The following is a 23,052-nucleotide window of genomic DNA, read 5'->3' as shown; positions in this document are numbered from 1 at the left end:
ATATTGGTAAAGCGCGCTTAACAGGGCTTACCGAGGCTTTAGGATAAAGTTAAGATGCGTGTCATTTATTTCATAGTATAAGCAATATGTACAAAATTTAATATATCATATTTCGACGTGTTTTCATATTGATAAAGAAAAATTAACCAGTACGTGTCAGATTTTGAAGGTGTGCCATATTGGGCGTATGTCGCATATACAGAAAAGAGGAGGGGATGGGGATGAATTCTCAACTTATTTTATTACTTGTACTGTTTATTTTATTGGTTATTGTAGGTATAATTTGCTTATAGAGGAAAAAAGTGAGGAAGGGGCTTTCCTTCCTCACTTTCCATGAAATATAATTTCTATATAACTAGAAATTAATAAAATTGTTATACATACATTAATAACCCGAAAGACACCGGGTTGGCGGCTCGCAGATATTTGTTTTCGTTCACACAGTGTATGTGTCATGAAATTCGTGTAAAATATAACAAGAAGTGCGAATGCGACAAAAACAACTGTTATAAGTGTCATGAGGCGAGACCTCCTTTTGGCTAAAATACATATACTTTATATATTGTATCATACGATATTTTGTTCGTGTTATAAAATTCAGAAATAGAAGACTTTGTGTTAGAAAGTGAGGGAGAAAATGGACGTTGTTAGAAGATTAGAACAAGCTGAATACTACGTAGACCTACTATTTAAAATGATTGATGAAGAAAAGTGTCCATTTTATTCTTTGATCATAAAGAAAAAAGCTCGTAAAAAAGATGTTGAACGTATACTACATCTTTGTGAAAAACTGAACGAACAATATGTAGCGGAGAAAGCAGAAGGCCTTCTTTTGTTCGATGCGCTGTTAGATCAATTTGAAAAAGCGCTTCCACATCAGCTCGAAGTACACGAAACTGCGGAAGCGCTAGCAAAACAAGGTTTATTCAAACCGCTTATGAATGAATTCTTAAGCATGATTGCGAAAAAGTAAATAGATTACTTCTTAACTAACTTCTGATCGGATTCTGTAAAGTTCTCTTCAATATCTTCTAATGATTTCTCAAAAATATCGATGAAGTCTTGTCCGTAAATGTTACGCAAGATAGCAATCAGTTCGATATTTTCTGGGAACTTCCCATAAAAATTACGAAGTGCAAGAGCCCCATTAAACACTGAATTATTTTCAGGGTCATACTCCTCCATTAAGCGAAGTAGTAATTCTTCCCCTTTGTCTGTAATTTCGATGTACGTATTTCGTTTATCATCTTCTTTTTTCGAGAATACAAGATAGCCGCGTTCTTCCAACTTTTTCGAGAAGTTAAACGCCGTTGATACGTGCATAACTCCAAACTTAGCAATCTCAGAAATAGAAGCCCCTTTTAAATGATAAGCGATTGTTAAAATATGATGCTCATTAATGTTTAAATCATAAGGTTTAATCCACATCTGCCAATCTTTCTCTACACATTTCCATAACGCTTTCGATAATTGAGCAATGCGTTGGCTGAAAATCATCGCTTCTTTTACCGAGTAATCTTTTTCTCCACTTTTCATATACTCACCCACTTTAACATTCTTTTTCATTACTATCTATTATGCCAGTAAAATAAAAATTAATAAAGTCTTTTTGTGAGAATTGTGAAAATTTTTTAAAAAAATGACATTCTATACAAATCATGCATAACTATGGAAGCGGTTTATGAGTCATGAATACATGTGTTGTCCATACATGTTAAGTGATAACATATATTGTAAATGCATAAAAACACGGCATATCTATGTGATATGCCGTGTTAAGGTCAATTTATATAAAAAATATTTGTTATATGCAAAAAACTAAGCAGGAATTTGTTTACGCTTTTTCCGGAACAGCTTCTTGTAGTTTCTCAATTGATTTTTGAATGTCCAAAATCTCTTGCTCAATATGTCGTTTGTTTTGAGAAATATCTTGCTTCCAGTTAGAAAGTGTATCGTGCATATCGTCTTTTAATTCTTGGAACACTTCTTTACCTTCTGAAGCAGTTTCAACGATTTGACGTTTTAATAATTTTGTATCAGCTGTAATATCAGCTAAAGTCTTTTTAATATCATTTCCTTTTTCTTTTAACTTGCCGCGCATGTCTTTGCCAGAAGAAGGAGTTGAGAAAAGAACAGCTAGTCCAGCAACTGCTCCGCCGCAAATGACACCTGTAATAAAGGATTTAGCTTTTGACATAAAAGGAGACCTCCTTATTTTTTGTTCGTATTCATGATGTGAAAAAATATGCATATCTTTAAGACGAGGGAAAGGAAAGTGTGCAGTCCCTGGCATCTTAAGTGGAGAAACAAGCCGTGCCATATTTAATCACTTTAGGAAAGTGGCTTGTTATGTATGACTACTTATTATAGTGTCACTATTTCACGCTATTTGCAATTGTACTTGCGATGTTTTGTAAATTTTCCATTGTGTATTCATTTTGATGTGATTTCCAAACAGCACCGAAACCATCGTTTTCACCGTAGCGTGGAATTAAATGAAGGTGGAAGTGGAACACAGTTTGTCCAGCTTTTTCACCGTTGTTGTTAAGTAGGTTAAAGCCAACTGGATTAAACTCTGCTTTAATCGCATTTGCGATTTTTGGAACGACAGAAAAAATGTGTGATGCGATTTCTGGCGTTAACGCAAAAATGTCTTGTTTGTGAACTTTCGGAATAACAAGAGTATGTCCTTTTGTTACTTGACTAATATCTAAAAATGCAAGCACATGTTCATCTTCGTATACTTTTGAGCAAGGGATTTGCCCGTCAATGATTTTGCAAAAAATACAATTATCTGCTGTATGATTCATTGATCTCATCCTTTCAAATATCCTTAGCCGTATTTTACCATAATTACATAAGAGAACAAACACGAAAAACAGGAAGCTGACTCAGCTTCCTGTTTTCTGAAGAGGGATTGAAAAAGCATTATCGTAATTTACGTTTCGCAGACACCTCATTTATTTTAAGAAATGCACGGTAAATCGGCTAAATTTTCTGCCGTAGACACCCCATTTTCAAGTGAAATGAATTGCAATCTTTTTAAATGAAATTGTTTACTTTTTAAAACAGTATATGCTCTTTCGGAGACACCCCGTTTCGAAAATAAAACAAATAATCTGGTTATGTGTAAATTCCTTTGTCCAACTTGGACACCCCATTTCATGATGACTTCACTATGTTGTTGTACTCATCAATTGGTGGTCGCTTTTTCAATGTGTTCCTTCTTCCTTAATTATGATGTCCGCTTTCGGGAAAATATATGCGAACAAATTTAAATTTTTTTGAATGCATCGATACTATGTAGTACAGCGTAATTTTTGGTAAGATGAATATAGAACGAATATAAATGAAGAAAGTGGTGTCGTATGAGCGAGTTATTGCGTGTAGAAAATGTTACAGGAGGATATACGAAACGACCTGTATTAAAAGATGTTTCGTTCTCTGTGAATAAGGGTGAACTTGTCGGCTTAATCGGTTTAAATGGAGCAGGTAAAAGTACGACGATTAAACATATTATCGGTTTAATGGAACCGAAAAAAGGAACTGTCACAATTAATGGGAAAACAATTCGTGATGATATGACAGCGTACCGTTCTAGTTTTTCGTTCATCCCAGAAACACCAGTATTATATGATGAGCTAACGCTAGAAGAACATTTGAAGTTAACAGCGATGGCTTACGGCGTTGATGAAAAACAATATGAAGAACGTGTAGGACAATTATTACAAGAATTCCGTATGAAAAATCGTTTGAAATGGTTTCCGTCTCATTTCTCAAAAGGGATGAAACAAAAAGTAATGATTATGAGTGCGTTTTTAGTAGAGCCATCTCTTTACATTGTGGACGAACCGTTCGTTGGGCTTGATCCGTTAGCAATCCAATCACTCCTTCAAATGATGGACCAAATGAAAAAGAGTGGTGCAGGTATTTTAATGAGTACACATATTTTAGCGACGGCAGAGCGTTATTGTGATTCGTTCATAATTTTGCATCAAGGCGAAGTGAGAGCGAAGGGAACATTATCTGAGCTGCAATCACAGTTTCATATGCCAGGTGCAACGTTAGATGATATTTATATTGCATTAACGAAGGAAGAAGATTATGAATAGCACAGCGTTATGGAAAGAACGATTTCGTTACTTTTTACAAGAAGTTCGTACATATAGTAAATACGTATTTAATGATCATTTAAAATTTATTTTCGTATTCATCATTGGCGCAGGAGCGTATTATTACCAGCAATGGTTACAAACGTTAACACCTTCGTTTCCGACTGCGCTCGTTATGGCAGTGTTACTTGGATTCGTATTAACGGCCGGATCCATTCAAACGTTATTAAAAGAAGCGGATCTCGTTTATTTACTGCCAGTGGAAGAAAAGTTAAAACCATATTTTACAAAGGCGTTTCTTTTTACGTTTATGATTCAGTTATACATAATCGCAATTGTAGCGGCAGCGCTTGCTCCGTTATACTTCCAGCAAATGAAACAAACAGGAGCTGGTTACATATGGATTGTAATCGCGTTTATCATTGTAAAAGCGTGGAATTTATTCGTAGCATGGGAAAAGTCATTTTTAACAGATCAAAATATACAAAGAGCCGATTGGTTCATTCGATTTATTTTAAACGCCTTATTTGTTTATTTCCTTGTGGAACGTACTTCCGTTATGTTTATTGCCGGAATCATCCTTCTGATGGTGTTATACCTCGCTATTCTGCATCAAATGGTGAAGGGAAAGCCGTTAAACTGGGAGTATTTAATTTCTGAAGAAGGTAAGAAGATGATGCTGCTGTACCGCATCGCGAATATGTTCGTTGATGTACCAGCATTAAAAGAGAGAGTAGCACGTAGAAAATGGCTTGATTTCATTCTTTCGATGATCGGTGAAAAGCGTACCTATTTATACTTATATACGAGAACGTTCTTAAGATCTGGTAATTATTTTGGCTTATATGTGCGCCTGCTCGCTCTTGGCGGAGTTATTCTTTACTTCATTCCGTTTTTATATGGACGATTTATCGTAAGCCTTATCTTCCTATACTTAATCGGTTATCAGCTATTAACTTTATGGAAACATCACCGCATGAAAATTTGGCTTGATTTGTACCCAGTAGGCGGAGAAGAGAAGAAGAAAGATTTTCTTACTTTATTAAATGCAATTCTCATTATTGGCAGCGTTGTATTTACAATCATATTTGCACTTGCTACGAAAGATTTCATGATGACAGGAATTTTACTAGTCGTAAGCATAGTATTTAGTATCGGTTTCGTTTATCAATACGGGGCAAAACGTATTGAGCGTTTAAATTGAAGGGAATGAACCTATGATTACATATGAAGAAAAGGTTATAAAAGAACTGGAGCAGTGGAAAGCTACATTCATGAAAGATTCTTCTATGATGACACGGTTCTCAAAGAAAGTGCAGACGAAAGTACAGCAGCTTATTCCGGCGAAAGTGCAAAAAGTATTAACAGAAACGATTCGGATGATGGTGCAAACAATTAGTGCCGGATCAAGCTTTATAAAGCCGAAATTAAAAGAGACGAACTGGTCGTTGCAAAGACGAGATGATGAAGTACGTAAAAAAATGGATGAGTATAAAAAAATAGCAGCGGCAGAAGGAGCGGGGACGGGAGCAGGCGGTATTCTCCTTGGCCTTGCTGACTTTCCGCTGTTGCTCGGCATTAAAATTAAATTTTTATTCGATGCAGCAACATTGTACGGATTTGATACGAGCGATAAAGAAGAGCGCCTTTTTATCCTTCACGTTTTCCAACTTGCCTTTTCAAGTGATGAACACCGAAAAGAAATATGGAAAGCAATCGAAACGTGGGATACAGAAGAAGAAAATCATATGGACTGGGAAAAGTTCCAAACAGAGTACCGAGACTATATTGATTTAGCAAAAATGCTTCAGCTCGTACCAATAATCGGTGCCCCGGTCGGCGCATATGCAAACTATCAATTACTGCAAAGACTTGGAGAAGTAACGATGAATTGTTATCGTATGCGATTGTTGAATAAAGATTAACAAGAAAGCATCCTAAAATTGTGATTTAGGATGCTTTTTATTTTTTATAAGGAACACTCCTGAATGAAAGAAACAAACTTAACTAGTTATGTTGAAGTGAAACCGTTAGATTTATTGTTTTAAATCAAAACCTTCAGATGTGGAAATGGAACCGATGTGATAATCATTAGCGTATTCAACAGCTGCCGAGAATGTTTTATTTTTATCATCTTTAACATGTCCTGAAATCCAAACACTTTGAAAGTCCTTTGGGGCAAATTTATGTTTAGTAATCTCTACATCTAGATTTTCTTTTTCTTTAAAATACTGAATGGTTGTTTCTGTTGCTTTATTAACTATTTGTTGTTCCTCATTCTTTTGATCTATCGTGCATCCTCCTAAAAGGATAAGTGTAAAAATAAAGAATAATCTTATAGCATATTTTTTCACGAATAATCACCCCATTAATAGTGCGTTATATTCCTCTTCACTAAATTTTATATTCACTGAACATTGTGTGGTGGGGGATAAAGAAAGGGCTCTTTAAAAGAGTGCCTTTTCTTTATTATTTTAAATGTAAATTTTCACTTGTAGAGATAGAACCTATTGTATATTCATCTCCACCGTATTCTATTGTAATATTAAATGTTTTGCTTTCATCATTTTTTATATAGCCGGAGATAAAGATACCTTGTAAATCACTTGGACCAAACCTATAATCAGTGATTACTACATCTAAGTCTTGTTTTTCTTTGAAGTATTGGATTGTTCTTTCTTGTGCTTTTTCAACTATTTGTTGTTCCTCATTTTTTTGATTTATCGTACATCCCCCTAAAATACTTAAAATAAATATAAAGAGTAGAAAAAAACTAATTTTTTTGATTGTAATATTCATATTTATCCTCCAATAATGACATCTTGATTATATAAAATATCGTGATAGAAGGAATGTTTTTAGTGAAAAAAGCACTCACTTTTTCTGGTAGCGGGTGCTTTTTAGTTTTCTTTCTTATAAGGAATAATCCTGAATGAAAAAAGCAAACTTAAATAATTATGTTGACGTGAAACTATTAGATTTAGTGTTTAAAATCAAAATTATTAGACGCTGTGATAGAACCAATATGATAATTATTAGCGTATTGGACTGAAGCGGTAAACTTTTTGCTTTTGTCATTTGTTACATAACCTGAGATAAGGATAGTTTGAAAATCTTTTTGTCCAAATTTATGATCAGTGATTGTTACATCTAAGCCCTCTGTTTCTTTAAAATATTTAATGGTTACCTCTTCTGCCTTTGTTACTATTTCTTTTTCTTCATTTGTTTTATTATTCATACTGCATCCTCCTAAAAGGATAAGTGTAAGGATAATGAATAATCTTATACCATTTTTTTTCAATCAAAATCCCTCCATTAATGTTATTCTATATTTAGAATATATTAAAATATCTGGTAGTGGGGATATTTTGAAGGAAAATGATAAACTTTTAGATTCTTGTTATTATTAGCTGTCAAGGTTTGCTTATCGTGGTGATGAGAATTTAGGAAACAGTATTGAGGTCACCGACAACAAAGGTAATTGATGAATTAATTCATAAGGGGAAAACTGATTTATCTAGTGATGAAAAAGCATGTTGGGAAGCGATGATACAAGCGGGAAAAGTCTTGTTAGAAGATAGTGCAGTAACTCCTTTCTATCAAACGGGACGCTCATACTTATAACGCTCGTCTATTAAAGGGCTTGTGACGAATGATTTTGAGGGAGAATTTAATTTTAAATGGACTGAAGTTAAATAATGAAATGACATTGCTGTATGATAGTAACTAAAAAGAGCCTCTAAGGAGGCTCTTTTTTAACTAGTCCTGAGTATCTAATGACCTAGTTTTTTCATTCTAGACTTTCAGAATATGTTCTAGAAGTGACTCTATAATCACTATCTCCATATTCGACATGCACTGTAAATGCTTGAGTTTTATCGTCTTTAACATGTCCTTTTATAAAAACAGTTTGAAAATCACTCGGAGCAAATTCATATCCAGTAATTACTACATTTAGATTTTCTTTTTCCTTAAAATATTTAATGGTTGTTTCATTTGCTTTTTCTACTATTTGTTGTTCCTCATTCTTTTGATCTATAGTACATCCTCCTAAAAGGATAAGTGTAAAAATAAAGAATAATCTTATATCACATTTTTTCACGAACAATCACTCCATGAATGTTGAGTTATATTCCTCTTCAATAAATTTTATATTCACTGAACATTGTGTGGTGAAGTATAAAGAAAAGGCACTCTAAAGTGCCTGGATTATTAGTTTTTAAGCTCTAAATTTTTGGTGGTTGAAATAGCGCCGATATGATAATTATTTGCGTATCCAACTGAAGCAGTAAATTCTTTCGTTTTATCATTAGTCACATAGCCTGATATAGAGATAGTTTGAAAGTCTTTTGGTCCAAATTCATGATCAGTAATTGATACATCTAAGCCCTCTGTCTTTTTCAAATATTGAATGGTTTCTTCTTTTGCTTTATTAATGATTTCTTCCTCGGTATTATTTTCATTATTACAGCCTCCTAAGGTAGTAATAATGAAAACTAAATAAAAAAACAATCTTTTATGCAACATAATTCTCCTCCAATCATTGGTTCCTAAATTAGGGATATATCAAATGTTGCAGAAGAGAAACTTTAAAATGTTTTAATAGGTTCAAATCAATCTAGGTTTTTAAGAATTATTTGAGGGGCTCCTTTTGAAAATAAAAATAGACACCTTATTGTTAGGTGCCCAAAAGTTTGATACATTGCTTCTAAATTTTTAACGTTAGAAGTTGAGCTTATTGAATATTGATATCATCCTTTATATACATATGAAATAATTGGAATTAATATAAAGGGCCAACAAAAATATACTTTATTTTCATATTAATTTCAGTCATCATAACTAATACTTTCAACCTTATTTTTATAATTTATATCTGCAGTTATTTTACGGTTTGGATTATTTGTTACATGACCTGATACAAAAATCACCCAAAAATCTGAGGGGGCGAATTCCACTCTTGTCACTGTGACACCTAGCTTTTTATCTTCTTTAAAATGTTGGATTGCGATCTTTTTTGCTTTTTCTTTTAATGCTATTTCCTCATTTTTTTATCCATATTGTATTATTTTTTTAGAGAAAAATTCGTTGAAACAGAACCAACATTATAATTATTATTGTAATCTATTGTAGCAGTGAATTCCTTGCTTTCATCATCTTTGATATGACCAGTTATGAAGACTGATTCTAGATCATTAGAAGGGAACCTGTAATCAGTAATAGTTACATCTAAATTTTGTTTCTCTTTAAAGTAATTAATTGTTTTTTCTGTTGCTTTATCTACTATTTGTTTTTCTTTATTATTTTCCTGCATATTACATCCCCCAATTATTGTACTTACAAAGATAAAAAAGACAAAAAAGGTAAATTTTCGGATTTTAATTCTCATGTTTATCCTCCGTTAATGTTGTTCTATAATTTAGAATATACTAAATATTCCGAGGAGAGAATACTTTGGATAGCAAAAATACACAAGAAGTGTTAGATTTAAGCTTTTATCGAATGGCTAAAGATGCGTATAAATCAGATAAAGAGTTAAGAAATGAAATTACAGTGAATAATGCGAATGATGATACTTTACAAACATGGAAGGTCCGTGAAACATTCCACGACAAACAAACCGGAATGGACGCAGTAGTCTTTGAACGAGATGCCGATGGGAAAAAGCAAGTTAGGGTATCTTTCCGAGGAACAGAAGGGAATAAAATTATAGAGAAAAACTCTTTAGGCATTCCGATGAAGCCAGGGAAGGTATGAAGGATTTAAAAACGGATACAAATCATTTTGTTAAGAAAAAAATTCATATGCTAAAATATTTTACGTGAAAAGGGGCATTTATCAATATATTGATATCGTTTATAGATGTCCCTACGGTTTTTAATAGCTTGTATGTTTCTCGATTGTACTTAAGGAATGTAAAAAAAGCACTCATAGATACAATCTACGAGTGCTTTTGACGGTATGGATTTGTTTAGGGTTTTCATAAAGAAAAAATATTACAACAAATCGTTAACTAATCATGTTTTAGTTCAAAATTTTTGGTGGTTGAAATGGTACTGATATGATAGTTATTAGCGTATTCAACTGCAACACTAAATTCTTTGCTTTTGTCATCCGTTACATAACCAGATATAAAAATTGTTTGAAGATCATTTGGAGTGAATTTATGTTTAGTAATAGTTACATCTACGTTTTCCTCCTCCTTGAAGTATTTAAAAGTTTGTTCTTTAGCTTTATTAATGATTTGTTGTTCATCATTCTTTGGATTTATTGTACACCCTCCTAAAGTAGCAAATACTAAGATTAAAAGGAAATAAAAACTAATTTTTTTGAATTTGATAACCATTTTCTCCCTCCAATGATGTTGTCCCAGTTATTAGGATATATCATTTTTTACAAGGAGGGAGTGTTTTGAAAGAAAATAATAAAAATACAGATGAAACCTTTTTTCGTTTATCCAAATAGGAATTGATTTGTTTTATAAAAAAGACATCCTAATCACACATTTAGGATGTCTTTTTGTTCTAATGATTAATGTTTAAAAGGAAAATTTCAGATTGTCTATTCAGTGTTTTAGGCTGAAATTAGTGGTAGAGATAGAACCGATATTATAATCATCTTTATAATCAATTGAAGTAGTAAATTTCTTATTTGTATCATCTTTGATATGACCAGTTATAAAAATAGTTTCGATGTCATTAGAAGGAAATCGATGATTCGTAATAGTCACTTCTAAATTTTCTTTTTCTTTAAAATATTGGATTGTAGTTTCTGTTGCTTTATTAACTATTTGTTGTTCTTTTTCATTTTGTCCCATGTTACACCCTCCAATCATTGTAGTTAACAGGATAAATAAAGTTAAGAAGGTATATTTTTTAATTTTTATTCCCATATATATCCTCCAAAAATGTTATTCTTATTATTAAGAATATACTAAATCACCTAGGAGGGGAATACTTTGGAGAATAAAGGGTCGGAACAATTATTAGATATAAGTTATTATCGAATGGCTCAAGATGCATATATGACAGATGAAGAGCTGGGAAGCGAAATTACAGTGAAAAATAGGAATAAAGAAACATTACAAACATGGAAAGTAGGAGAAACATTCCACGACAAACAAACCGGAATGGACGCAGTAGTCTTTGAACGAGATGTGGATGGGAAAAAGCAAGTTATGATATCTTTCCGAGGAACAGAAGGGGATAAAATTATAGAGAAAAACTCTTTAGGCATTCCGATGAAACCAGGGGAAGGTATGAAGGATTTAAAAACGGATACAAATCATTTTGTATTACGAGAAGGTGTTCATGAACCAGCAGCACCTCCAGTAGCAGGAACTGAGAATGCAGGTTCAAAGAAATATTGGAATGAAGAGAATGAGCGCTGGGAAACACATAATCAATTTGAACAAGCTGAAAGGGTCATGAAACAAGTAACGGATACATATAAGGGCAGGGATGATGTGGAGATATATACGACGGGTCATTCATTAGGCGGCGCCTTAGCGGAATATGCAGCGGCATCTAATGACAATGTAAGGTGTATGTCATGGAATGCACCGAGTGCAAAACATTTGTTACCGCCTGATTTACAAGAAAAAGCAAATAATGGTGAGTTTAATAATAGAATTGTAAGTGTTGTTCACGGAAATGATTCAATTGGCTATGGACCATTTGGTGCATATGAAAGTCATATAGGCTCTACTTATGCGGTAACCCCACCAATTTCGAAAGAAGAAATGTCAAAGCTATCATTGCAGCAAAAGCTTGGGATGGATGTTACTCGATTTTTAAATTCGATAAGTGGCCCTGGTTATCATTATCAAACAGATCAGAACTTCCGGTTTGGAGAGAATGGGTCTTTATCCAATAAATACTTGTTAAATGTAGACACGAATGAAAGAGTTTATGATTCACCAGGCGCGTTATTAGGCGGGGGAGAGATTCGTGTAGTGGTAGAGAATTTAGAACAAGCTGTAAGAGATATGAAGCGAAACGCACAAGAATTTCAAGATAGAGTACCAAGGTTAATTTCTAATATGATGACATTATTAGAAACGGCTGAAAGTAGACGGGTAGAAGCTAAAGTAAATAATATACGCGCACATGTAGAGCATTTAAGTTTTTGGTACATACGAACAGCGACGGAAATTTCAGAGTTTATTGAGAAGAAAGCCGATGATTATAAGAAGACGGATCAACAATATTAAGGGAGAAGATTAGGATGCCGAGAATTTACTTAAATGAAGAAGTATTGAGCCAAGCTTTACAACAATTTGACCAGATGATTCAAGATTTAAACCATAATAAAAGGGTTGTAAGTAATGTACATAATTTACTCTTATCAAGCTGGTCTCAACTTGGAGTAGGAAAAAAAGCCATTAGCGATTTAGAATCTTTTAAAAAAGATATTGAAAGAAGAATGGAAGAATTAGAGTCTGATAAAAGAGAGTTAAAGGGTGCGATTGATTTATTAAAAGCTTTAGATCAAAGTTATGATTACATGGGGCCTAAATATTAAATTACAAGAAGCACTCACAAAGGTGCTTTTTGTAGTTTAACTGGATGAAAGATTACTGTAGTAATTATGGAGGAATATGATTCTGATTCATAAAGTAAATGGAGAAAGTGATATGTAGTTTTGAATCCAACTTGCAAACGATAATTTTTTATTTTACAATTTACTTACCGACCGGTAAGTAAAAATAAGTGAGGTACAGTATGACAAAAAATTTACAAACATCGCAAAACATTGTAGAGGCTTCATTTAAACTTATGGCAGAGCACGGCATTGAAAAGATGAGCCTTTCCATGATTGCGAAAGAGGTAGGTATTTCAAAACCGGCCATTTATTATCATTTTTCTTCTAAAGAAGCGTTAGTCGATTTTTTATTTGAAGAAATTTTCTCTGGGTATCATTTCGTGAGTTATTTCGATAAAGAGCAATATACGAAAGAAAACTTTGCAGAAAAGTTAATCGCAGATGGTTTACATATGCTCTCTGAGTATGAAGGACAAGAAGGAATACTGCGCGTCATAAATGAATTTATCGTAACTGCGGCGCGAAATGAAAAGTATCAGAAACGCTTATTTGAAATACAAGAAGAGTTTTTAAATGGTTTCCACGAATTATTGAAGAAAGGCGCGAGACTGGGCGTTGTGTCACAAGATGCAACGGAAGAAAACGCTCATACGCTAGCGCTTGTAATTGATAATATGAGCAATTACATACTCATGGGATTTCAGTTAAAGTATAAGGAAATTTGGATTCGAAATGTGAAAAACGTCATGAAGGAGGAGTAAAGATGAAAATGCAAAAAAACTGGTGGCTCGGTTTTCTTGGATTCATTGGGGTGTATAAAATTCCAGGCATGATAGAAGCTTTTCAAGCGGATGGAAATTGGATGAAGTTAATCGGTTTCATTTGGCTACTTTGGTTCGGATATTTTATTCCTGAGAAGAAAGAAGATTAAATTTCAATTTTATGTAAAGTTATGTAAAATATAGATTGAGACTATTCATATAGTAGATTACTAGATTTGGAGTGGTTACATGGATCCATTGAAAAATGAAATTCACCCTGACATGGTCAAGGTGTGGAAAGTTCGGGCTGTAATAGAAGAAGGGATCGGTATTCTTGTCATTTTAGCTTACCTTTTCCTCATGATAAAGTTTGATTGGTGGGCGTGGATTTTGTACGTGTTAATCGGTTTAACAGTTGCGTTAGCACCATTGGAGTACTTCGTATTCCCAAAACTACGTCAACGTTATTACAGCTACCAACTAAATGAAGAAGAACTTGAAATTCAACACGGTCTTTTCGTCGTAAAGCGCGTATTAGTACCGATGATTCGTGTACAGCATGTGACGATTGAACAAGGGCCGATTATGAGAAAATACGGTTTAGCAGAATTACACATTTCAACAGCAGCAACTTCTCACAGCATCCCAGGCTTAACGATGTATGAAGCGGAAATGTTGAAAACGAAAATCGCAGAATTAGCGAAAGTGAGTGATGAGGATGTATAAGAGGCAGCATCCAATCACGATGTTACTGGAATTAAAAATAACAGATTTTATACCACTCTTTATTTTCATGTTTAGCTTAAATGGAAAATTCCCGTTTTGGTATTTAATTCCCGCTGCATTCGGTTTACTCACCGTTTTTTCAGCGTTTGAAAAATGGTATTACACAACATACTGGGTTGAAAATAACGTATTACATGTAAAACAAGGCCTCTTTGTGAAGAAGGAGAGCTACTTAAATAAAGAACGTGTTCAAACGATTAATACAAGTTCTAACGTGTTATATCAAATGCTTGGCTTAAAGAAAATCCAAGTCGAAACAGCTGGTGGGGGCGACGATGCAGAAGTTAGCTTAGCTGGTATTACAGTAGAAGAAGCAACAGAGCTTATTGCATTGCTAAACGAGCCAACTCCAGAAGTGAAAGCAGAAGAAACGTTAGACGAAGTAGTAGAACATACAGTAGAAAAAGAAATTGTTACAGAGGAAAAACAATCGACAGAATACAAGTTAACTTGGAAAGAGATTTTATTAGCTTCTGTTACATCTGGTCAGTTTGGACTATTATTCTCATTAATCTTTTTCGTGTACCACCAAGTAGATGAGTACATTCCGAAATGGATAGAGAATGGCGTAAAGTCGTATGTAATGGACCACGATATATATGGCTTGATTTTCATGATAGCCATTTTGATCGTCCTTTCATGGATTATATCGACAATCGGTTATGCGCTAAAACATGGAGATTTCACAGTGAATCGAAGAAATGATGAGGTCCGCATTTCACAAGGATTACTTGAGAAAAAAGAACTCGTCCTAAAATTGCACCGTATTCAAGGTATTACGATAAAAGAAAGTATTTTACGTCAGCCATTCGGCTATTGTGCTGTGCAAGTAGAAGTGATTCAAAGTAAGGGAACGGGTGACGAAAAAGAAAAAGTTACACTCCATCCAATCATTCGAAAAGACCGAGTACAACAGTTACTCGCACATTTACAATTACCATACGAACTGAATACAAATATTATTTCATTACCAAAAGCAGCATTACGCCGCTATCTCATTGATAGCTTCATCTTTTTCGCAATGATAGCTATCCCGCTTATTGGAATAAGTATATACTTTGAAAAGCACTTCATCATGTGGGCACTCATTCCGCTTGCGATCCTCATCTTTATACTTGGATACGCAACATTTAAAACAAATGGTTACAGTGTAAATGGAGAGCAAATTACGCTTGTATATCGCAGCGTCGGAAAATATACAGGACTTGTTAGAAGAAGACACGTCCAATCAATGGAAAAGACGCAATCCTATTTCCAGCGCCGCGCGGATTTATGTACGTATAAGTTTTCGAGCGCATCATCGAGTTATAAATTAGAGCATACGAGAGTAGAAGATGCGGAGAGAATGCAGGATTGGTATAAGAAGAGAATAAGTGAGAATTAAATGGAATGGCTCGTCTTTTGCGGAAGGCGAGTTATTTTTCTATGTAAAAATGATAGGAAATAATGAATAATATATGTGACGCAAAAAAAAAGTGAGGTGAGCAGGATTGGGGAAATTTTTAATTCCGTATTCCCATTCTTTATTAAGCTTATTTATTTCAATGACGATAATTCAAATATACGATGAGAAGGGGATTTTTGAAGGAGAGCTATTTTCTATTTTTACGAATCTTTTTATTGCTATGACCCAAATGTTGGCCGCTACTTTAATAGTTGGAGTCCCTGTTGTTTTAGTTGGATGTCTTCTTGGAGAGATATTGTTTAGGTGCGTTATTTTACCTATAAAGCTACATTTTATCCCATCCTTAATTTTATATATTCTTTTAGCCATAAGTATTGTTTTTTGCTATGAAGTTATATCTGACGGGGTTCCTACAACATATGAAAATACTCGTATTATTAAAATGATGTACTTTATGGGATTAACTATAATTTGCTCTATTACATTTTTAGTAAGTAGGACTACATATGAAGGAAAATAAGGTGATTATATGAAATACACTTGTCCATGCTGCGGATATAAAACATTAGAAGAAGAACCACCAGGTACATATGAAATTTGTAACATATGTTTTTGGGAAGATGATTCTGTTCAATTTAAAGAGCCTGACTATGAAGGCGGGGCAAATGAAGTTTCGTTAAGACAAGCGCAGGAAAATTTCATTGTGTTTGGTGCCTGTGAAAAGCGATGTATTGAATTGGTTAGAAAGCCGACTAGTGAAGATGTGAAGGATGCTAGTTGGAAGCAAATTTGTTAAATAGCTTTAAATAAAAATGTTATTACTCAATTTAACAAGAGTAATAACATTTTTTTATGCCATGATGAAAGAATGAACGCCGCCTTATCAAATAAAAAAGAAATAAAATTTTCGTCTTTGGAGACAACTAATTATTAATTTGATGATTTAGCTGATTTTTTTTGTAGTTATTGAAAAACACCATAGTTTCTAGAGAGTGAACAGGGGTTTTGAATTGATTTGAAGTTGACGGAACAAAATAAAACGAATAGAGCAAAAAAACTTGCAAAACTAAAAGAGGAGTTGTATATTAATTGATGCATCAAATATTGATGTATCAATTAATGTTTTAATAAGTAAGAAGAAGGAATTTTCGAAAACGTATTATTCAGACGATGTTGGATTTTTATATAAGCTATAAGATTAAAGCGAAGATAGAGGGGGCACAATACTGTGGAAATAATCGCAGCTATTTTAGTCGGGATCGTAGCATTAGAACATTTATTTATCATGATCCTCGAAATGTTTTTTATGAATTCAAAAGTGGCAAAACGTGCTTTTCAATTACCCGAGCATTTAGAAGGAGATCGAAACGTAGCCATTATGTTTGCAAACCAAGGTTTATATAATGGATTTTTAGCCGTTGGTCTCATTTGGGGACTTATACTTGGTCTCAATTCAATTGGTTATATGGTTCAATTATTCTTTGTAATGTGTGTGGTAGTAGCAGCTCTGTTTGGCGGTTTCACATCTAATAAATCAATTATTGTAAAACAAGGACTTCCAGCTATATTAGCGTTGATTGCCCTTTTAATTGTGATATAGAACTAAAGCGTTTGTATAAAAGAACTCATTTTTGAAAAATACGTTATTCTTTCTTCCTATAGGCTCATAGGAAAGAATAGCGTATTTTTTCTTTTTAAGGGGGTATATCCTTCAATTTAATCAAAAATGTAAATTCTTTTTTTAGCGCGATTGTTATGAAAATACGTATTACATTAAGGATTAGAACCGGATTAACGCTTTAAAATATAGAAGGTGGGGAAAATAATGTAAAAAAACTATTGTATGTTTAAAAACCGTGTGTTACATTTGTGTTACAAAATAGTTACAAACTGTAACTTATATTGCAGTTTGTTTTCTTTTTGTTTTTCGGTATGTTACAAATCGGAGTGTGTATCAAATCATCAGAAGATATATGAAGTTCAAAAAGTTTTTCTATGTGTATAAGAGTGTGTGTAGTAAAGAGCTTGGTGAGAACTTTGCGCACATTATTAAAATTCCTTTCTGTCTTTAAAAGAAGAAAACCAACTATTTAGGAGTTTTAAGTAATGATAGTAAATGAAATGTACTTCCTTTCCCGCACATAAAGTACATATTTACGCTCAGTCTAATTACTACACAGACTTTTATACATATAAAGCTATTGTTTTAGGGGATATATAGGAGGAGAAAAAATGAAAAAGTTATTAATGGTAATTGGACTTACACTTTTAATGTTAGCTGGATGTAGTAATGGGAATTTTGACAAAGTAATGGATGAAGGAAAGACCGCGTTAACGAATAAAGAATATAAAAATGCCTTATCATCATTTGAAAAAGCACTAGATGAGAAAAAAGACGATTCAGATGCAAAGGTGCTTGTAGAACAAACAAAAGCAATGATTGAAGCTGTGAAGTTAAAAGAAGAAACAAAGGTAGAAGAATCAATCAAGTCATTTGAAAAAGTAGAGAACATGAAGGATGGAAATAGTACGTTAGTAAAACAAGCGAAGGAAGAACGAACAGCATTATTAGCTATCGTCGAACAAAAAAAGAAGTATAGCGAGCAACTAGTGAAAAGTGAAGAGTTAATAAATAAGAAAAATTACGCAGAAGCGAAAGATATATTAAATAAGCTAGTTTCAGAAACAAAAGATAACAAAAATCTTGAAGAATATAATAAAAAGGCTTCAGGATTAATTACTAAAATTGGTGAAGCAGAAAAGAATGCAACGGTAGCGAAGGCAGAAAAAACTAATGTAGCAACGAATCAAAAGGTAACAACAGAGAAGCCTCAAAAAGTAGAAACAGAAAAGAACCAGAAGGTAACGACAGAGAAGCCTCAAAAGGTAGAAGCAGAAAAGAACCAAAAGGTAACGGCAGAGAAGCCTCAAAAAGTAGAAACAGAAAAGAACCAGAAGGTAACGACAGAGAAGAACCAAAAGGTAGAAACAGGAAAGACTCAAGATGCATTTACTTTTGAGAAAGCGAAAGAATATATTAAAAATGAATATAAAGAAGACTATGATTATACGCTAGAAAATACGCAAGTAGAGAATGGAAAGAAATATTATCAAATTAGAGTGCGTACGACATATAAAATAGAAGGCGCAGCTGGATCAGGATTTACGGGCGTATTTAAAGTATTTGAAGATGGTACGATTGTTGAAGTGCACTAAATTAATGGAAAGGTATCCTCAAAGTGTTTGAGGATACCTTTTTAGCGTAAAAAAAGCATCTAGCAAAAGTACTAGATGCAAATAAAAACACAAGGGAAGACAAAATTCTTCCCTTTTCCCGTAAGTAATTATATCAAAAAATTTATAAAAAACTAGCTTTATTTTTAATATAATTGATGTGTGAAGCTATGAAAGTATAAGATTACACTATTTTTGTAGTGTTTTGTTGAAAAAGGAGCCACGTATATGATTAATTTTAAACCAGAAAATTTGAACCAACTATTAAAAGTAATGTTAATTAGTGCCAATAAGTCTTATGATGCGATTAAAGAGTATGAATGTACGGGAGAAGCAGTCGTATTCTGTGTAGACTTCGAATATATTGACGTTTCTCTTATGATTGTAGATATGCTAGGAAGATCGGTTTCTAGATTTAACATTTTGCCATTTGCTAAGCCAGATACGAATGAGATAGATTACATTCAGTTTCAAGTGTATTCCATTAATGAAGGGAATTTTAAAGAAGTTCTCGATACGATGTAAAAAAACTATAATTTTACAAAAATGTATATACCAACTAATATATAAGTAATACATTCATATAATTGGAGTGATGAGATGCAGCCGTTAGAAAGGGAGATTCATTCTAATATGCTGAAAGTGTGGCGAATTCATGCTTTAATTGGGGCGGCAGTTATACTAGCAGTCGTAATTGCGTATTTCTTTTTTATGATCAATTTTAATTGGTGGGGTTGGTTGTTTGGCTTGTTAGTCACAGGAGCTATTCTATTTATTCCGCTCGATTATTTTGTATTTCCAAATTTACGTCAGCGCTATTATAGTTACAGATTAAATGAAGAAGAGATTGAGATTCAAAAGGGAATGTTCGTTGTAAAACGCGTGCTTATTCCGATGATTCGTGTGCAGCACGTAACGATTGAACAGGGCCCGATTATGAGAAAGTACAATTTAGCAGAATTACATATTTCAACAGCAGCAACTTCTCATAGTATTCCAGGTTTAACGAAAGAAGAAGCAGAGCAGTTGAAAAGACAAATTGGAGAACTTGCGAAAGTGAGTGATGAGGATGTATAAGAGGCAACATCCGATCACGATTTTATTAGGGATTCGAGTTGCGACTTTGTTGCCTTTTATTTTTCTTGTTTTATTTCGATCAGATGGTGAAGTAGAACCATGGTATTTCTTGCATCTTGTTTTTTTGTTTGTATTATTCATTATGGCTATTTTCTCAGCTATAAAATGGTATTTTAAAGTGTACTGGGTTGAAAATAATATTTTACATATTAAACATGGCGTCTTTGTAAAGAAAGAAAGTTACTTAAATAAAGAACGTGTGCAAAATATTAGTACGTCTTCTAACATCATCTATCAAATATTTGGACTGACGAAATTAAATATTGAAGTGGCAGGCGGCGGTACTGAGCCAGAAGTGATGTTGGCGGGTATTAGAGAAGCAGAAGCGAAGGAACTCATTGCTTTATTACATAAAGAAAGAAGTGTTGTGAGTGAAGAAGGGCCTGCGGAAGAAGGAAGTAAGACGGTATATCAGTTAACAACGAAAGAGATTTTAGCAGCATCTATTACATCTGGTAGATTCGGATTAGTGTTTTCTATGTTAGTCATCCTTTACACAGAGTTTAATCAATTTCTACCAGAATGGCTTATCAATAAAGTAGAAACGTATGTGATGGATAACGGTGTATATGAATTAATCGTTATGGCGGCGATTTTAATGGCAGTGTCGTGGGTCATTTCAACAGCAGGTTATGCATTAAAATATGCGAACTTTAAAATTGAGCGAAACGGAAATGAAGTTCGCATCGTGCAAGGTTTATTTGATAAGAAAGAGTTTGTTTTAAAATTACACCGTATTCAAGCGATTACGGTGAAAGAAGGCATTCTCCGCCAGCCTTTCGGATATTGCTCTGTCGAAGTAGAAGTCATTCAAAGTATAGAAGCGGCAGGAAATGAAGTGATGTTACATCCTTTTATGAAGAAAAAAGATGTGCAGCAGTTACTCGCATATTTACAGTTGCCGTATGAAATGGAAGCGGAAATCGTTCATTTACCGAAAGCAGCATTACGTCGTTATGTCATCATGGGCTGGATTACAAGTGCCGTACTCGCTGTGCCAATCATAGGTGCGAGTATATATTTTAAACAAAATATCGCGTTATTCACTCTCATACCATTATGTATTATATTTACGTTACTTGCATACGCGCGGTATACAAGTAGTGGTTATATGATACGGGACAATCAGTTAGTCATGGTATACCGAGGACTCGCGAAATATACAGGAATCATGCGAAGAAGGCATGTGCAAGCAGTCGGATACAGTCAGTCGTATTTTCAAAAGAAAGACAAGCTATGTGCAGCTGTCGTATCAGTAGCGGGGCATCGTTATAAAGTGAAACATATGCAAAAAGAAGATGCGCTTCGTATATATAATTGGTACAAAGAAAAAGGAAACACCGGTGTGTAACGGTGTTTCCTTTTTGTGTCGTGATTTGTCGATAAGTCGATATATTTTGAAAATCGCTGATATAATTTGAGTTGCGCCGATATTGTGATTTGAACCATAACTTTGCCTCTTGGGCAAGGTTATGGTTCTTTTTGTCTGTGGCGAATTTATAATTCATGTAAAGGGAAGGGAATATTACAAACCTTGAAGAAGTGATTGAGGATAATTTATAGGAGGTACTTTAAAATGTTTATCGTAAATGTTGAAGGTGCTATAAGGAAAAATGATAAATGGCTTATTATTGAAAGAAGCAAAAAAGAGGAACATGCTGGTGGTTGGCTTTCTCTTGTGGGAGGTAAGGTAGATATAGAAGGAAATTCCTCAGACATATTAGAGCGAACAGTAAAGCGAGAAATATTAGAAGAAGTTGGTGTGAGCGTAAAAGACAGGATAAATTATGTACATAGTACATCATTCGTAACCGAAACAGGTGAAAATGTTGTCGATATTGTTTTTCTTTGCGAATATGAATCGGGGGAGGCATTTTCTAAAAGTCCCGATGAGGTTGAAGCGGTATTATGGTTAACTACTAAAGAAATATTAAATCACCCCAATTCGCCAATTTATTTAAAAGAAAGCATTAATCATGCGGAAGCGTTGATTCGTATTCATTCTTCATAACGCTATTAATTTATAATAGAAGTAAAGTTGTTATATACATAAATGGGGGTAACTTTGGAATTTATCTTGTTCAATTATCGGGCGCTTTAATGGAAGAAGAATCACAGAGATGGTCAGACTTTTTATAAAATAATGATTCAATTAAATAAATTAAGAGCGTATTTTGATCAATCTTTTTTCAAAACACGCCCTTTCTTTTTGCTCGTTTATCAAGATTATTAGTATCAATTTAACCAAATATTATTCCAAAGCTATATTAATAAAACACACGGCAAGCTTATGGTTTAATAATTAACTTACGGCAAGCTTATGATTCCATTTTCTATGGAAAATTAGATGAATCTCTTCTAAAATAAGTGATTTCCGGCAAGTTTATGCTTCCAATTGCGGCAAATTTATGAGTATAGTGACAGATATATTCGAAAAATCGCCGATATAATTTCATGTACCGCATCCTTGGAGAAACCACGATACAAAAAAACTAAACTAACACATCAAAAGTAGTTACAAATGACGGACGAGAGAAAATACTCTTTTGCTGTTCTGCATGTGGATGCGCCGGAGCTTGTCCTTCTGCATGTGCGGGGCGTTTTTTATGAGCATTTTCGAATGAACGTGATTCTGTCCAGTCTTTAAAGTTTTGCTCTGTTTCCCACATCGTTAAGATGACATATGTATCGTTACTTAATGGGCGTAGAACGCGGATTGCTTGGAATCCTGGTTCGTTTTCAATAAGGCCTGCGCGATTTTTAAAACGGTTTTCAAATACTGGGCGACCTTCATCTGTTACAGAAATGTTGTTACAAACGATGTAGCCAGGTTGTCCTTTAAATTCTCCAACAGCGTCTAGTACGTCATACTGAAGTGATCCTTCTACAGATTCTTCTGTATTTTCTTTATAAAACATATTTTTTTCATCATTTTTTGCAGTGAAATGTGCTTGTTCTAGAGGTGTTTCGTATGAAATAATAGCCTTCATTTTAATGCCCCCTTATTTATTTGTTTCTATTATATCAACTCTCTTAAAAAACTTCGAAGATTATATACATAAAGATACCTCTT

Annotated in this window: 31 protein-coding genes and 2 pseudogenes; 20 read left to right on the top strand and 13 right to left on the bottom strand. The window is 33.8% G+C overall.

Going from position 1 to position 23,052, the window contains the following annotated elements; translation table 11 throughout:
• Window positions 1-324 precede the first annotated feature (324 nt).
• Complete coding sequence (locus PDQ40_RS17850) at window positions 325-519, bottom strand: hypothetical protein (RefSeq protein ID WP_000172692.1); 195 nt, start codon at window positions 517-519, stop codon at window positions 325-327.
• Between the two features lie 118 nt (window positions 520-637).
• Between PDQ40_RS17850 and PDQ40_RS17845 the strand changes: the two genes are divergently transcribed.
• Entirely contained in the window at window positions 638-973 is a 336-nt protein-coding gene (locus PDQ40_RS17845) for a DUF1878 family protein (RefSeq protein WP_000383660.1), read from the top strand.
• Window positions 974-978: 5 nt separating this feature from the next.
• Here the strand turns inward: PDQ40_RS17845 and PDQ40_RS17840 are convergent, their stop codons facing one another.
• The 3 genes from PDQ40_RS17840 to PDQ40_RS17830 form a co-directional block, all read right to left on the bottom strand.
• On the bottom strand, window positions 979-1,536 hold the full coding sequence (locus PDQ40_RS17840) for an HTH-type transcriptional regulator Hpr (protein WP_000834918.1): 558 nt from the start codon (window positions 1,534-1,536) through the stop codon (window positions 979-981).
• Between the two features lie 298 nt (window positions 1,537-1,834).
• Window positions 1,835-2,197, bottom strand: a complete 363-nt coding sequence (locus PDQ40_RS17835) for a YtxH domain-containing protein (protein ID WP_000030301.1) — start codon at window positions 2,195-2,197, stop codon at window positions 1,835-1,837.
• A gap of 178 nt (window positions 2,198-2,375) precedes the next feature.
• The gene (locus PDQ40_RS17830; RefSeq protein WP_001016840.1) at window positions 2,376-2,810 is read right to left on the bottom strand and encodes an HIT family protein; all 435 of its coding nucleotides are present in this window, start codon (window positions 2,808-2,810) and stop codon (window positions 2,376-2,378) included.
• 558 nt (window positions 2,811-3,368) lie between these two features.
• On the opposite strand from PDQ40_RS17830, the gene ecsA reads away from it, so the two are divergent.
• From ecsA to ecsC, 3 genes are read left to right on the top strand one after another with little or no spacing between them, the layout of a single operon-like run.
• Entirely contained in the window at window positions 3,369-4,112 is a 744-nt protein-coding gene (gene ecsA, locus PDQ40_RS17825; protein ID WP_001292602.1) for an ABC transporter ATP-binding protein EcsA, read from the top strand.
• A complete protein-coding gene (gene ecsB, locus PDQ40_RS17820; protein ID WP_076867629.1) occupies window positions 4,105-5,316 on the top strand; it encodes an ABC transporter permease EcsB in 1,212 nt (403 codons plus the stop codon). Before ecsA ends, ecsB begins: the two co-directional genes overlap by 8 nt.
• A gap of 13 nt (window positions 5,317-5,329) precedes the next feature.
• Window positions 5,330-6,037 carry an ecs operon protein EcsC gene (gene ecsC / locus PDQ40_RS17815; protein WP_270691549.1) on the top strand — a complete coding sequence of 236 codons (708 nt, stop codon included), beginning with the start codon at window positions 5,330-5,332 and terminating at the stop codon, window positions 6,035-6,037.
• 111 nt (window positions 6,038-6,148) lie between these two features.
• On the opposite strand, the gene PDQ40_RS17810 is transcribed toward ecsC, so the two are convergent.
• From PDQ40_RS17810 to PDQ40_RS17800, 3 genes are all read right to left on the bottom strand, one after another.
• Entirely contained in the window at window positions 6,149-6,466 is a 318-nt protein-coding gene (locus tag PDQ40_RS17810) for a hypothetical protein (protein ID WP_000759577.1), read from the bottom strand.
• Between the two features lie 115 nt (window positions 6,467-6,581).
• A complete protein-coding gene (locus PDQ40_RS17805; protein ID WP_001027812.1) occupies window positions 6,582-6,911 on the bottom strand; it encodes a hypothetical protein in 330 nt (109 codons plus the stop codon).
• Between the two features lie 181 nt (window positions 6,912-7,092).
• On the bottom strand, window positions 7,093-7,413 hold the full coding sequence (locus PDQ40_RS17800; RefSeq protein ID WP_002163728.1) for a hypothetical protein: 321 nt from the start codon (window positions 7,411-7,413) through the stop codon (window positions 7,093-7,095).
• Between the two features lie 167 nt (window positions 7,414-7,580).
• Between PDQ40_RS17800 and PDQ40_RS17795 the strand changes: the two are divergent.
• A pseudogene (locus PDQ40_RS17795) lies at window positions 7,581-7,811 on the top strand (peptide ABC transporter substrate-binding protein); the annotation flags it as partial.
• Window positions 7,812-7,902: 91 nt separating this feature from the next.
• Here the strand turns inward: PDQ40_RS17795 and PDQ40_RS17790 are convergent.
• The 3 genes from PDQ40_RS17790 to PDQ40_RS17780 form a co-directional block, all read right to left on the bottom strand.
• On the bottom strand, window positions 7,903-8,214 hold the full coding sequence (locus tag PDQ40_RS17790) for a hypothetical protein (RefSeq protein WP_000710474.1): 312 nt from the start codon (window positions 8,212-8,214) through the stop codon (window positions 7,903-7,905).
• Between the two features lie 110 nt (window positions 8,215-8,324).
• Window positions 8,325-8,639 (bottom strand): DUF1433 domain-containing protein, encoded by a 315-nt coding sequence (locus PDQ40_RS17785; protein ID WP_000902682.1) that lies wholly within the window; start codon window positions 8,637-8,639, stop codon window positions 8,325-8,327.
• A gap of 538 nt (window positions 8,640-9,177) precedes the next feature.
• The gene (locus PDQ40_RS17780) at window positions 9,178-9,501 is read right to left on the bottom strand and encodes a hypothetical protein (protein WP_001220548.1); all 324 of its coding nucleotides are present in this window, start codon (window positions 9,499-9,501) and stop codon (window positions 9,178-9,180) included.
• A 113-nt stretch (window positions 9,502-9,614) separates the two neighbouring features.
• Here PDQ40_RS17780 and PDQ40_RS17775 point away from each other — a divergent pair.
• A pseudogene (locus PDQ40_RS17775) lies at window positions 9,615-9,910 on the top strand (lipase family protein); the annotation flags it as partial.
• A 215-nt stretch (window positions 9,911-10,125) separates the two neighbouring features.
• Here PDQ40_RS17775 and PDQ40_RS17770 read toward each other — a convergent pair.
• Window positions 10,126-10,458: a hypothetical protein gene (locus tag PDQ40_RS17770; protein ID WP_000234843.1), complete on the bottom strand. Its 333-nt coding sequence runs from the start codon at window positions 10,456-10,458 to the stop codon at window positions 10,126-10,128.
• Between the two features lie 219 nt (window positions 10,459-10,677).
• On the bottom strand, window positions 10,678-11,004 hold the full coding sequence (locus tag PDQ40_RS17765; RefSeq protein ID WP_000511535.1) for a hypothetical protein: 327 nt from the start codon (window positions 11,002-11,004) through the stop codon (window positions 10,678-10,680).
• Between the two features lie 114 nt (window positions 11,005-11,118).
• Here PDQ40_RS17765 and PDQ40_RS17760 point away from each other — a divergent pair, with 114 nt between their 5' ends.
• From PDQ40_RS17760 to PDQ40_RS17695, 14 genes are all read left to right on the top strand, one after another.
• Window positions 11,119-12,324, top strand: a complete 1,206-nt coding sequence (locus PDQ40_RS17760) for a lipase family protein (protein WP_370648078.1) — start codon at window positions 11,119-11,121, stop codon at window positions 12,322-12,324.
• A 14-nt stretch (window positions 12,325-12,338) separates the two neighbouring features.
• On the top strand, window positions 12,339-12,635 hold the full coding sequence (locus tag PDQ40_RS17755) for a hypothetical protein (RefSeq protein ID WP_001137439.1): 297 nt from the start codon (window positions 12,339-12,341) through the stop codon (window positions 12,633-12,635).
• 200 nt (window positions 12,636-12,835) lie between these two features.
• Window positions 12,836-13,417, top strand: coding sequence for a TetR/AcrR family transcriptional regulator (locus PDQ40_RS17750; protein WP_000164849.1), 582 nt, complete (start codon window positions 12,836-12,838; stop codon window positions 13,415-13,417).
• 2 nt (window positions 13,418-13,419) lie between these two features.
• Window positions 13,420-13,587 carry a hypothetical protein gene (locus PDQ40_RS17745; RefSeq protein WP_000783813.1) on the top strand — a complete coding sequence of 56 codons (168 nt, stop codon included), beginning with the start codon at window positions 13,420-13,422 and terminating at the stop codon, window positions 13,585-13,587.
• A gap of 79 nt (window positions 13,588-13,666) precedes the next feature.
• Window positions 13,667-14,143, top strand: a complete 477-nt coding sequence (locus PDQ40_RS17740) for a PH domain-containing protein (RefSeq protein WP_000371354.1) — start codon at window positions 13,667-13,669, stop codon at window positions 14,141-14,143.
• A complete protein-coding gene (locus tag PDQ40_RS17735) occupies window positions 14,136-15,587 on the top strand; it encodes a PH domain-containing protein (protein ID WP_270691547.1) in 1,452 nt (483 codons plus the stop codon). Before PDQ40_RS17740 ends, PDQ40_RS17735 begins: the two co-directional genes overlap by 8 nt.
• A gap of 106 nt (window positions 15,588-15,693) precedes the next feature.
• Window positions 15,694-16,128: a hypothetical protein gene (locus PDQ40_RS17730; protein ID WP_000514473.1), complete on the top strand. Its 435-nt coding sequence runs from the start codon at window positions 15,694-15,696 to the stop codon at window positions 16,126-16,128.
• 9 nt (window positions 16,129-16,137) lie between these two features.
• On the top strand, window positions 16,138-16,404 hold the full coding sequence (locus tag PDQ40_RS17725) for a CPCC family cysteine-rich protein (RefSeq protein WP_000877827.1): 267 nt from the start codon (window positions 16,138-16,140) through the stop codon (window positions 16,402-16,404).
• Window positions 16,405-16,836: 432 nt separating this feature from the next.
• Window positions 16,837-17,208, top strand: coding sequence for a DUF1304 domain-containing protein (locus PDQ40_RS17720; protein WP_000402491.1), 372 nt, complete (start codon window positions 16,837-16,839; stop codon window positions 17,206-17,208).
• Window positions 17,209-17,840: 632 nt separating this feature from the next.
• On the top strand, window positions 17,841-18,824 hold the full coding sequence (locus PDQ40_RS17715; protein WP_046198652.1) for a hypothetical protein: 984 nt from the start codon (window positions 17,841-17,843) through the stop codon (window positions 18,822-18,824).
• 246 nt (window positions 18,825-19,070) lie between these two features.
• Window positions 19,071-19,367 carry a hypothetical protein gene (locus PDQ40_RS17710; RefSeq protein ID WP_061185146.1) on the top strand — a complete coding sequence of 99 codons (297 nt, stop codon included), beginning with the start codon at window positions 19,071-19,073 and terminating at the stop codon, window positions 19,365-19,367.
• Between the two features lie 75 nt (window positions 19,368-19,442).
• Window positions 19,443-19,919, top strand: a complete 477-nt coding sequence (locus tag PDQ40_RS17705) for a PH domain-containing protein (protein WP_001182705.1) — start codon at window positions 19,443-19,445, stop codon at window positions 19,917-19,919.
• Window positions 19,912-21,330, top strand: coding sequence for a PH domain-containing protein (locus PDQ40_RS17700; RefSeq protein ID WP_270691546.1), 1,419 nt, complete (start codon window positions 19,912-19,914; stop codon window positions 21,328-21,330). Before PDQ40_RS17705 ends, PDQ40_RS17700 begins: the two co-directional genes overlap by 8 nt.
• 225 nt (window positions 21,331-21,555) lie before the next feature.
• Window positions 21,556-21,990, top strand: a complete 435-nt coding sequence (locus tag PDQ40_RS17695) for an NUDIX hydrolase (protein WP_000471218.1) — start codon at window positions 21,556-21,558, stop codon at window positions 21,988-21,990.
• Between the two features lie 481 nt (window positions 21,991-22,471).
• On the opposite strand, the gene hmoB is transcribed toward PDQ40_RS17695, so the two are convergent.
• A complete protein-coding gene (gene hmoB, locus PDQ40_RS17690; protein ID WP_000644058.1) occupies window positions 22,472-22,969 on the bottom strand; it encodes a heme-degrading monooxygenase HmoB in 498 nt (165 codons plus the stop codon).
• Window positions 22,970-23,052 lie beyond the last annotated feature (83 nt).

It is taken from the genome of Bacillus cereus group sp. Bc061, from assembly GCF_027715825.1.
Classification (GTDB): Bacteria; Bacillota; Bacilli; order Bacillales; family Bacillaceae_G; genus Bacillus_A; species Bacillus_A paranthracis.
The sequence above is the reverse complement of the archived record's forward strand: the minus strand, read 5'-3'. Positions and strand labels throughout refer to the sequence as shown.

Excerpts from the sequence above, each read along its gene's own strand:
- PDQ40_RS17695 (WP_000471218.1), top strand. The coding sequence starts at position 21,556 with ATGTTTATCGTAAATGTTGAAGGTGCTATAAGGAAAAATGATAAATGG.
- ecsB (WP_076867629.1), top strand. The coding sequence starts at position 4,105 with ATGAATAGCACAGCGTTATGGAAAGAACGATTTCGTTACTTTTTACAA.
- PDQ40_RS17770 (WP_000234843.1), bottom strand. The coding sequence starts at position 10,458 with ATGGTTATCAAATTCAAAAAAATTAGTTTTTATTTCCTTTTAATCTTA.
- PDQ40_RS17750 (WP_000164849.1), top strand. The coding sequence starts at position 12,836 with ATGACAAAAAATTTACAAACATCGCAAAACATTGTAGAGGCTTCATTT.
- PDQ40_RS17715 (WP_046198652.1), top strand. The coding sequence starts at position 17,841 with ATGAAAAAGTTATTAATGGTAATTGGACTTACACTTTTAATGTTAGCT.
- PDQ40_RS17840 (WP_000834918.1), bottom strand. The coding sequence starts at position 1,536 with ATGAAAAGTGGAGAAAAAGATTACTCGGTAAAAGAAGCGATGATTTTC.
- PDQ40_RS17765 (WP_000511535.1), bottom strand. The coding sequence starts at position 11,004 with ATGGGAATAAAAATTAAAAAATATACCTTCTTAACTTTATTTATCCTG.
- ecsA (WP_001292602.1), top strand. The coding sequence starts at position 3,369 with ATGAGCGAGTTATTGCGTGTAGAAAATGTTACAGGAGGATATACGAAA.
- PDQ40_RS17705 (WP_001182705.1), top strand. The coding sequence starts at position 19,443 with ATGCAGCCGTTAGAAAGGGAGATTCATTCTAATATGCTGAAAGTGTGG.
- PDQ40_RS17760 (WP_370648078.1), top strand. The coding sequence starts at position 11,119 with ATGGCTCAAGATGCATATATGACAGATGAAGAGCTGGGAAGCGAAATT.
- PDQ40_RS17780 (WP_001220548.1), bottom strand. The coding sequence starts at position 9,501 with ATGAGAATTAAAATCCGAAAATTTACCTTTTTTGTCTTTTTTATCTTT.
- ecsC (WP_270691549.1), top strand. The coding sequence starts at position 5,330 with ATGATTACATATGAAGAAAAGGTTATAAAAGAACTGGAGCAGTGGAAA.
- PDQ40_RS17845 (WP_000383660.1), top strand. The coding sequence starts at position 638 with ATGGACGTTGTTAGAAGATTAGAACAAGCTGAATACTACGTAGACCTA.
- PDQ40_RS17850 (WP_000172692.1), bottom strand. The coding sequence starts at position 519 with ATGACACTTATAACAGTTGTTTTTGTCGCATTCGCACTTCTTGTTATA.
- PDQ40_RS17835 (WP_000030301.1), bottom strand. The coding sequence starts at position 2,197 with ATGTCAAAAGCTAAATCCTTTATTACAGGTGTCATTTGCGGCGGAGCA.
- PDQ40_RS17805 (WP_001027812.1), bottom strand. The coding sequence starts at position 6,911 with ATGAATATTACAATCAAAAAAATTAGTTTTTTTCTACTCTTTATATTT.
- PDQ40_RS17745 (WP_000783813.1), top strand. The coding sequence starts at position 13,420 with ATGAAAATGCAAAAAAACTGGTGGCTCGGTTTTCTTGGATTCATTGGG.
- PDQ40_RS17725 (WP_000877827.1), top strand. The coding sequence starts at position 16,138 with ATGAAATACACTTGTCCATGCTGCGGATATAAAACATTAGAAGAAGAA.
- hmoB (WP_000644058.1), bottom strand. The coding sequence starts at position 22,969 with ATGAAGGCTATTATTTCATACGAAACACCTCTAGAACAAGCACATTTC.
- PDQ40_RS17755 (WP_001137439.1), top strand. The coding sequence starts at position 12,339 with ATGCCGAGAATTTACTTAAATGAAGAAGTATTGAGCCAAGCTTTACAA.
- PDQ40_RS17785 (WP_000902682.1), bottom strand. The coding sequence starts at position 8,639 with ATGTTGCATAAAAGATTGTTTTTTTATTTAGTTTTCATTATTACTACC.
- PDQ40_RS17735 (WP_270691547.1), top strand. The coding sequence starts at position 14,136 with ATGTATAAGAGGCAGCATCCAATCACGATGTTACTGGAATTAAAAATA.
- PDQ40_RS17710 (WP_061185146.1), top strand. The coding sequence starts at position 19,071 with ATGATTAATTTTAAACCAGAAAATTTGAACCAACTATTAAAAGTAATG.
- PDQ40_RS17830 (WP_001016840.1), bottom strand. The coding sequence starts at position 2,810 with ATGAATCATACAGCAGATAATTGTATTTTTTGCAAAATCATTGACGGG.
- PDQ40_RS17740 (WP_000371354.1), top strand. The coding sequence starts at position 13,667 with ATGGATCCATTGAAAAATGAAATTCACCCTGACATGGTCAAGGTGTGG.
- PDQ40_RS17700 (WP_270691546.1), top strand. The coding sequence starts at position 19,912 with ATGTATAAGAGGCAACATCCGATCACGATTTTATTAGGGATTCGAGTT.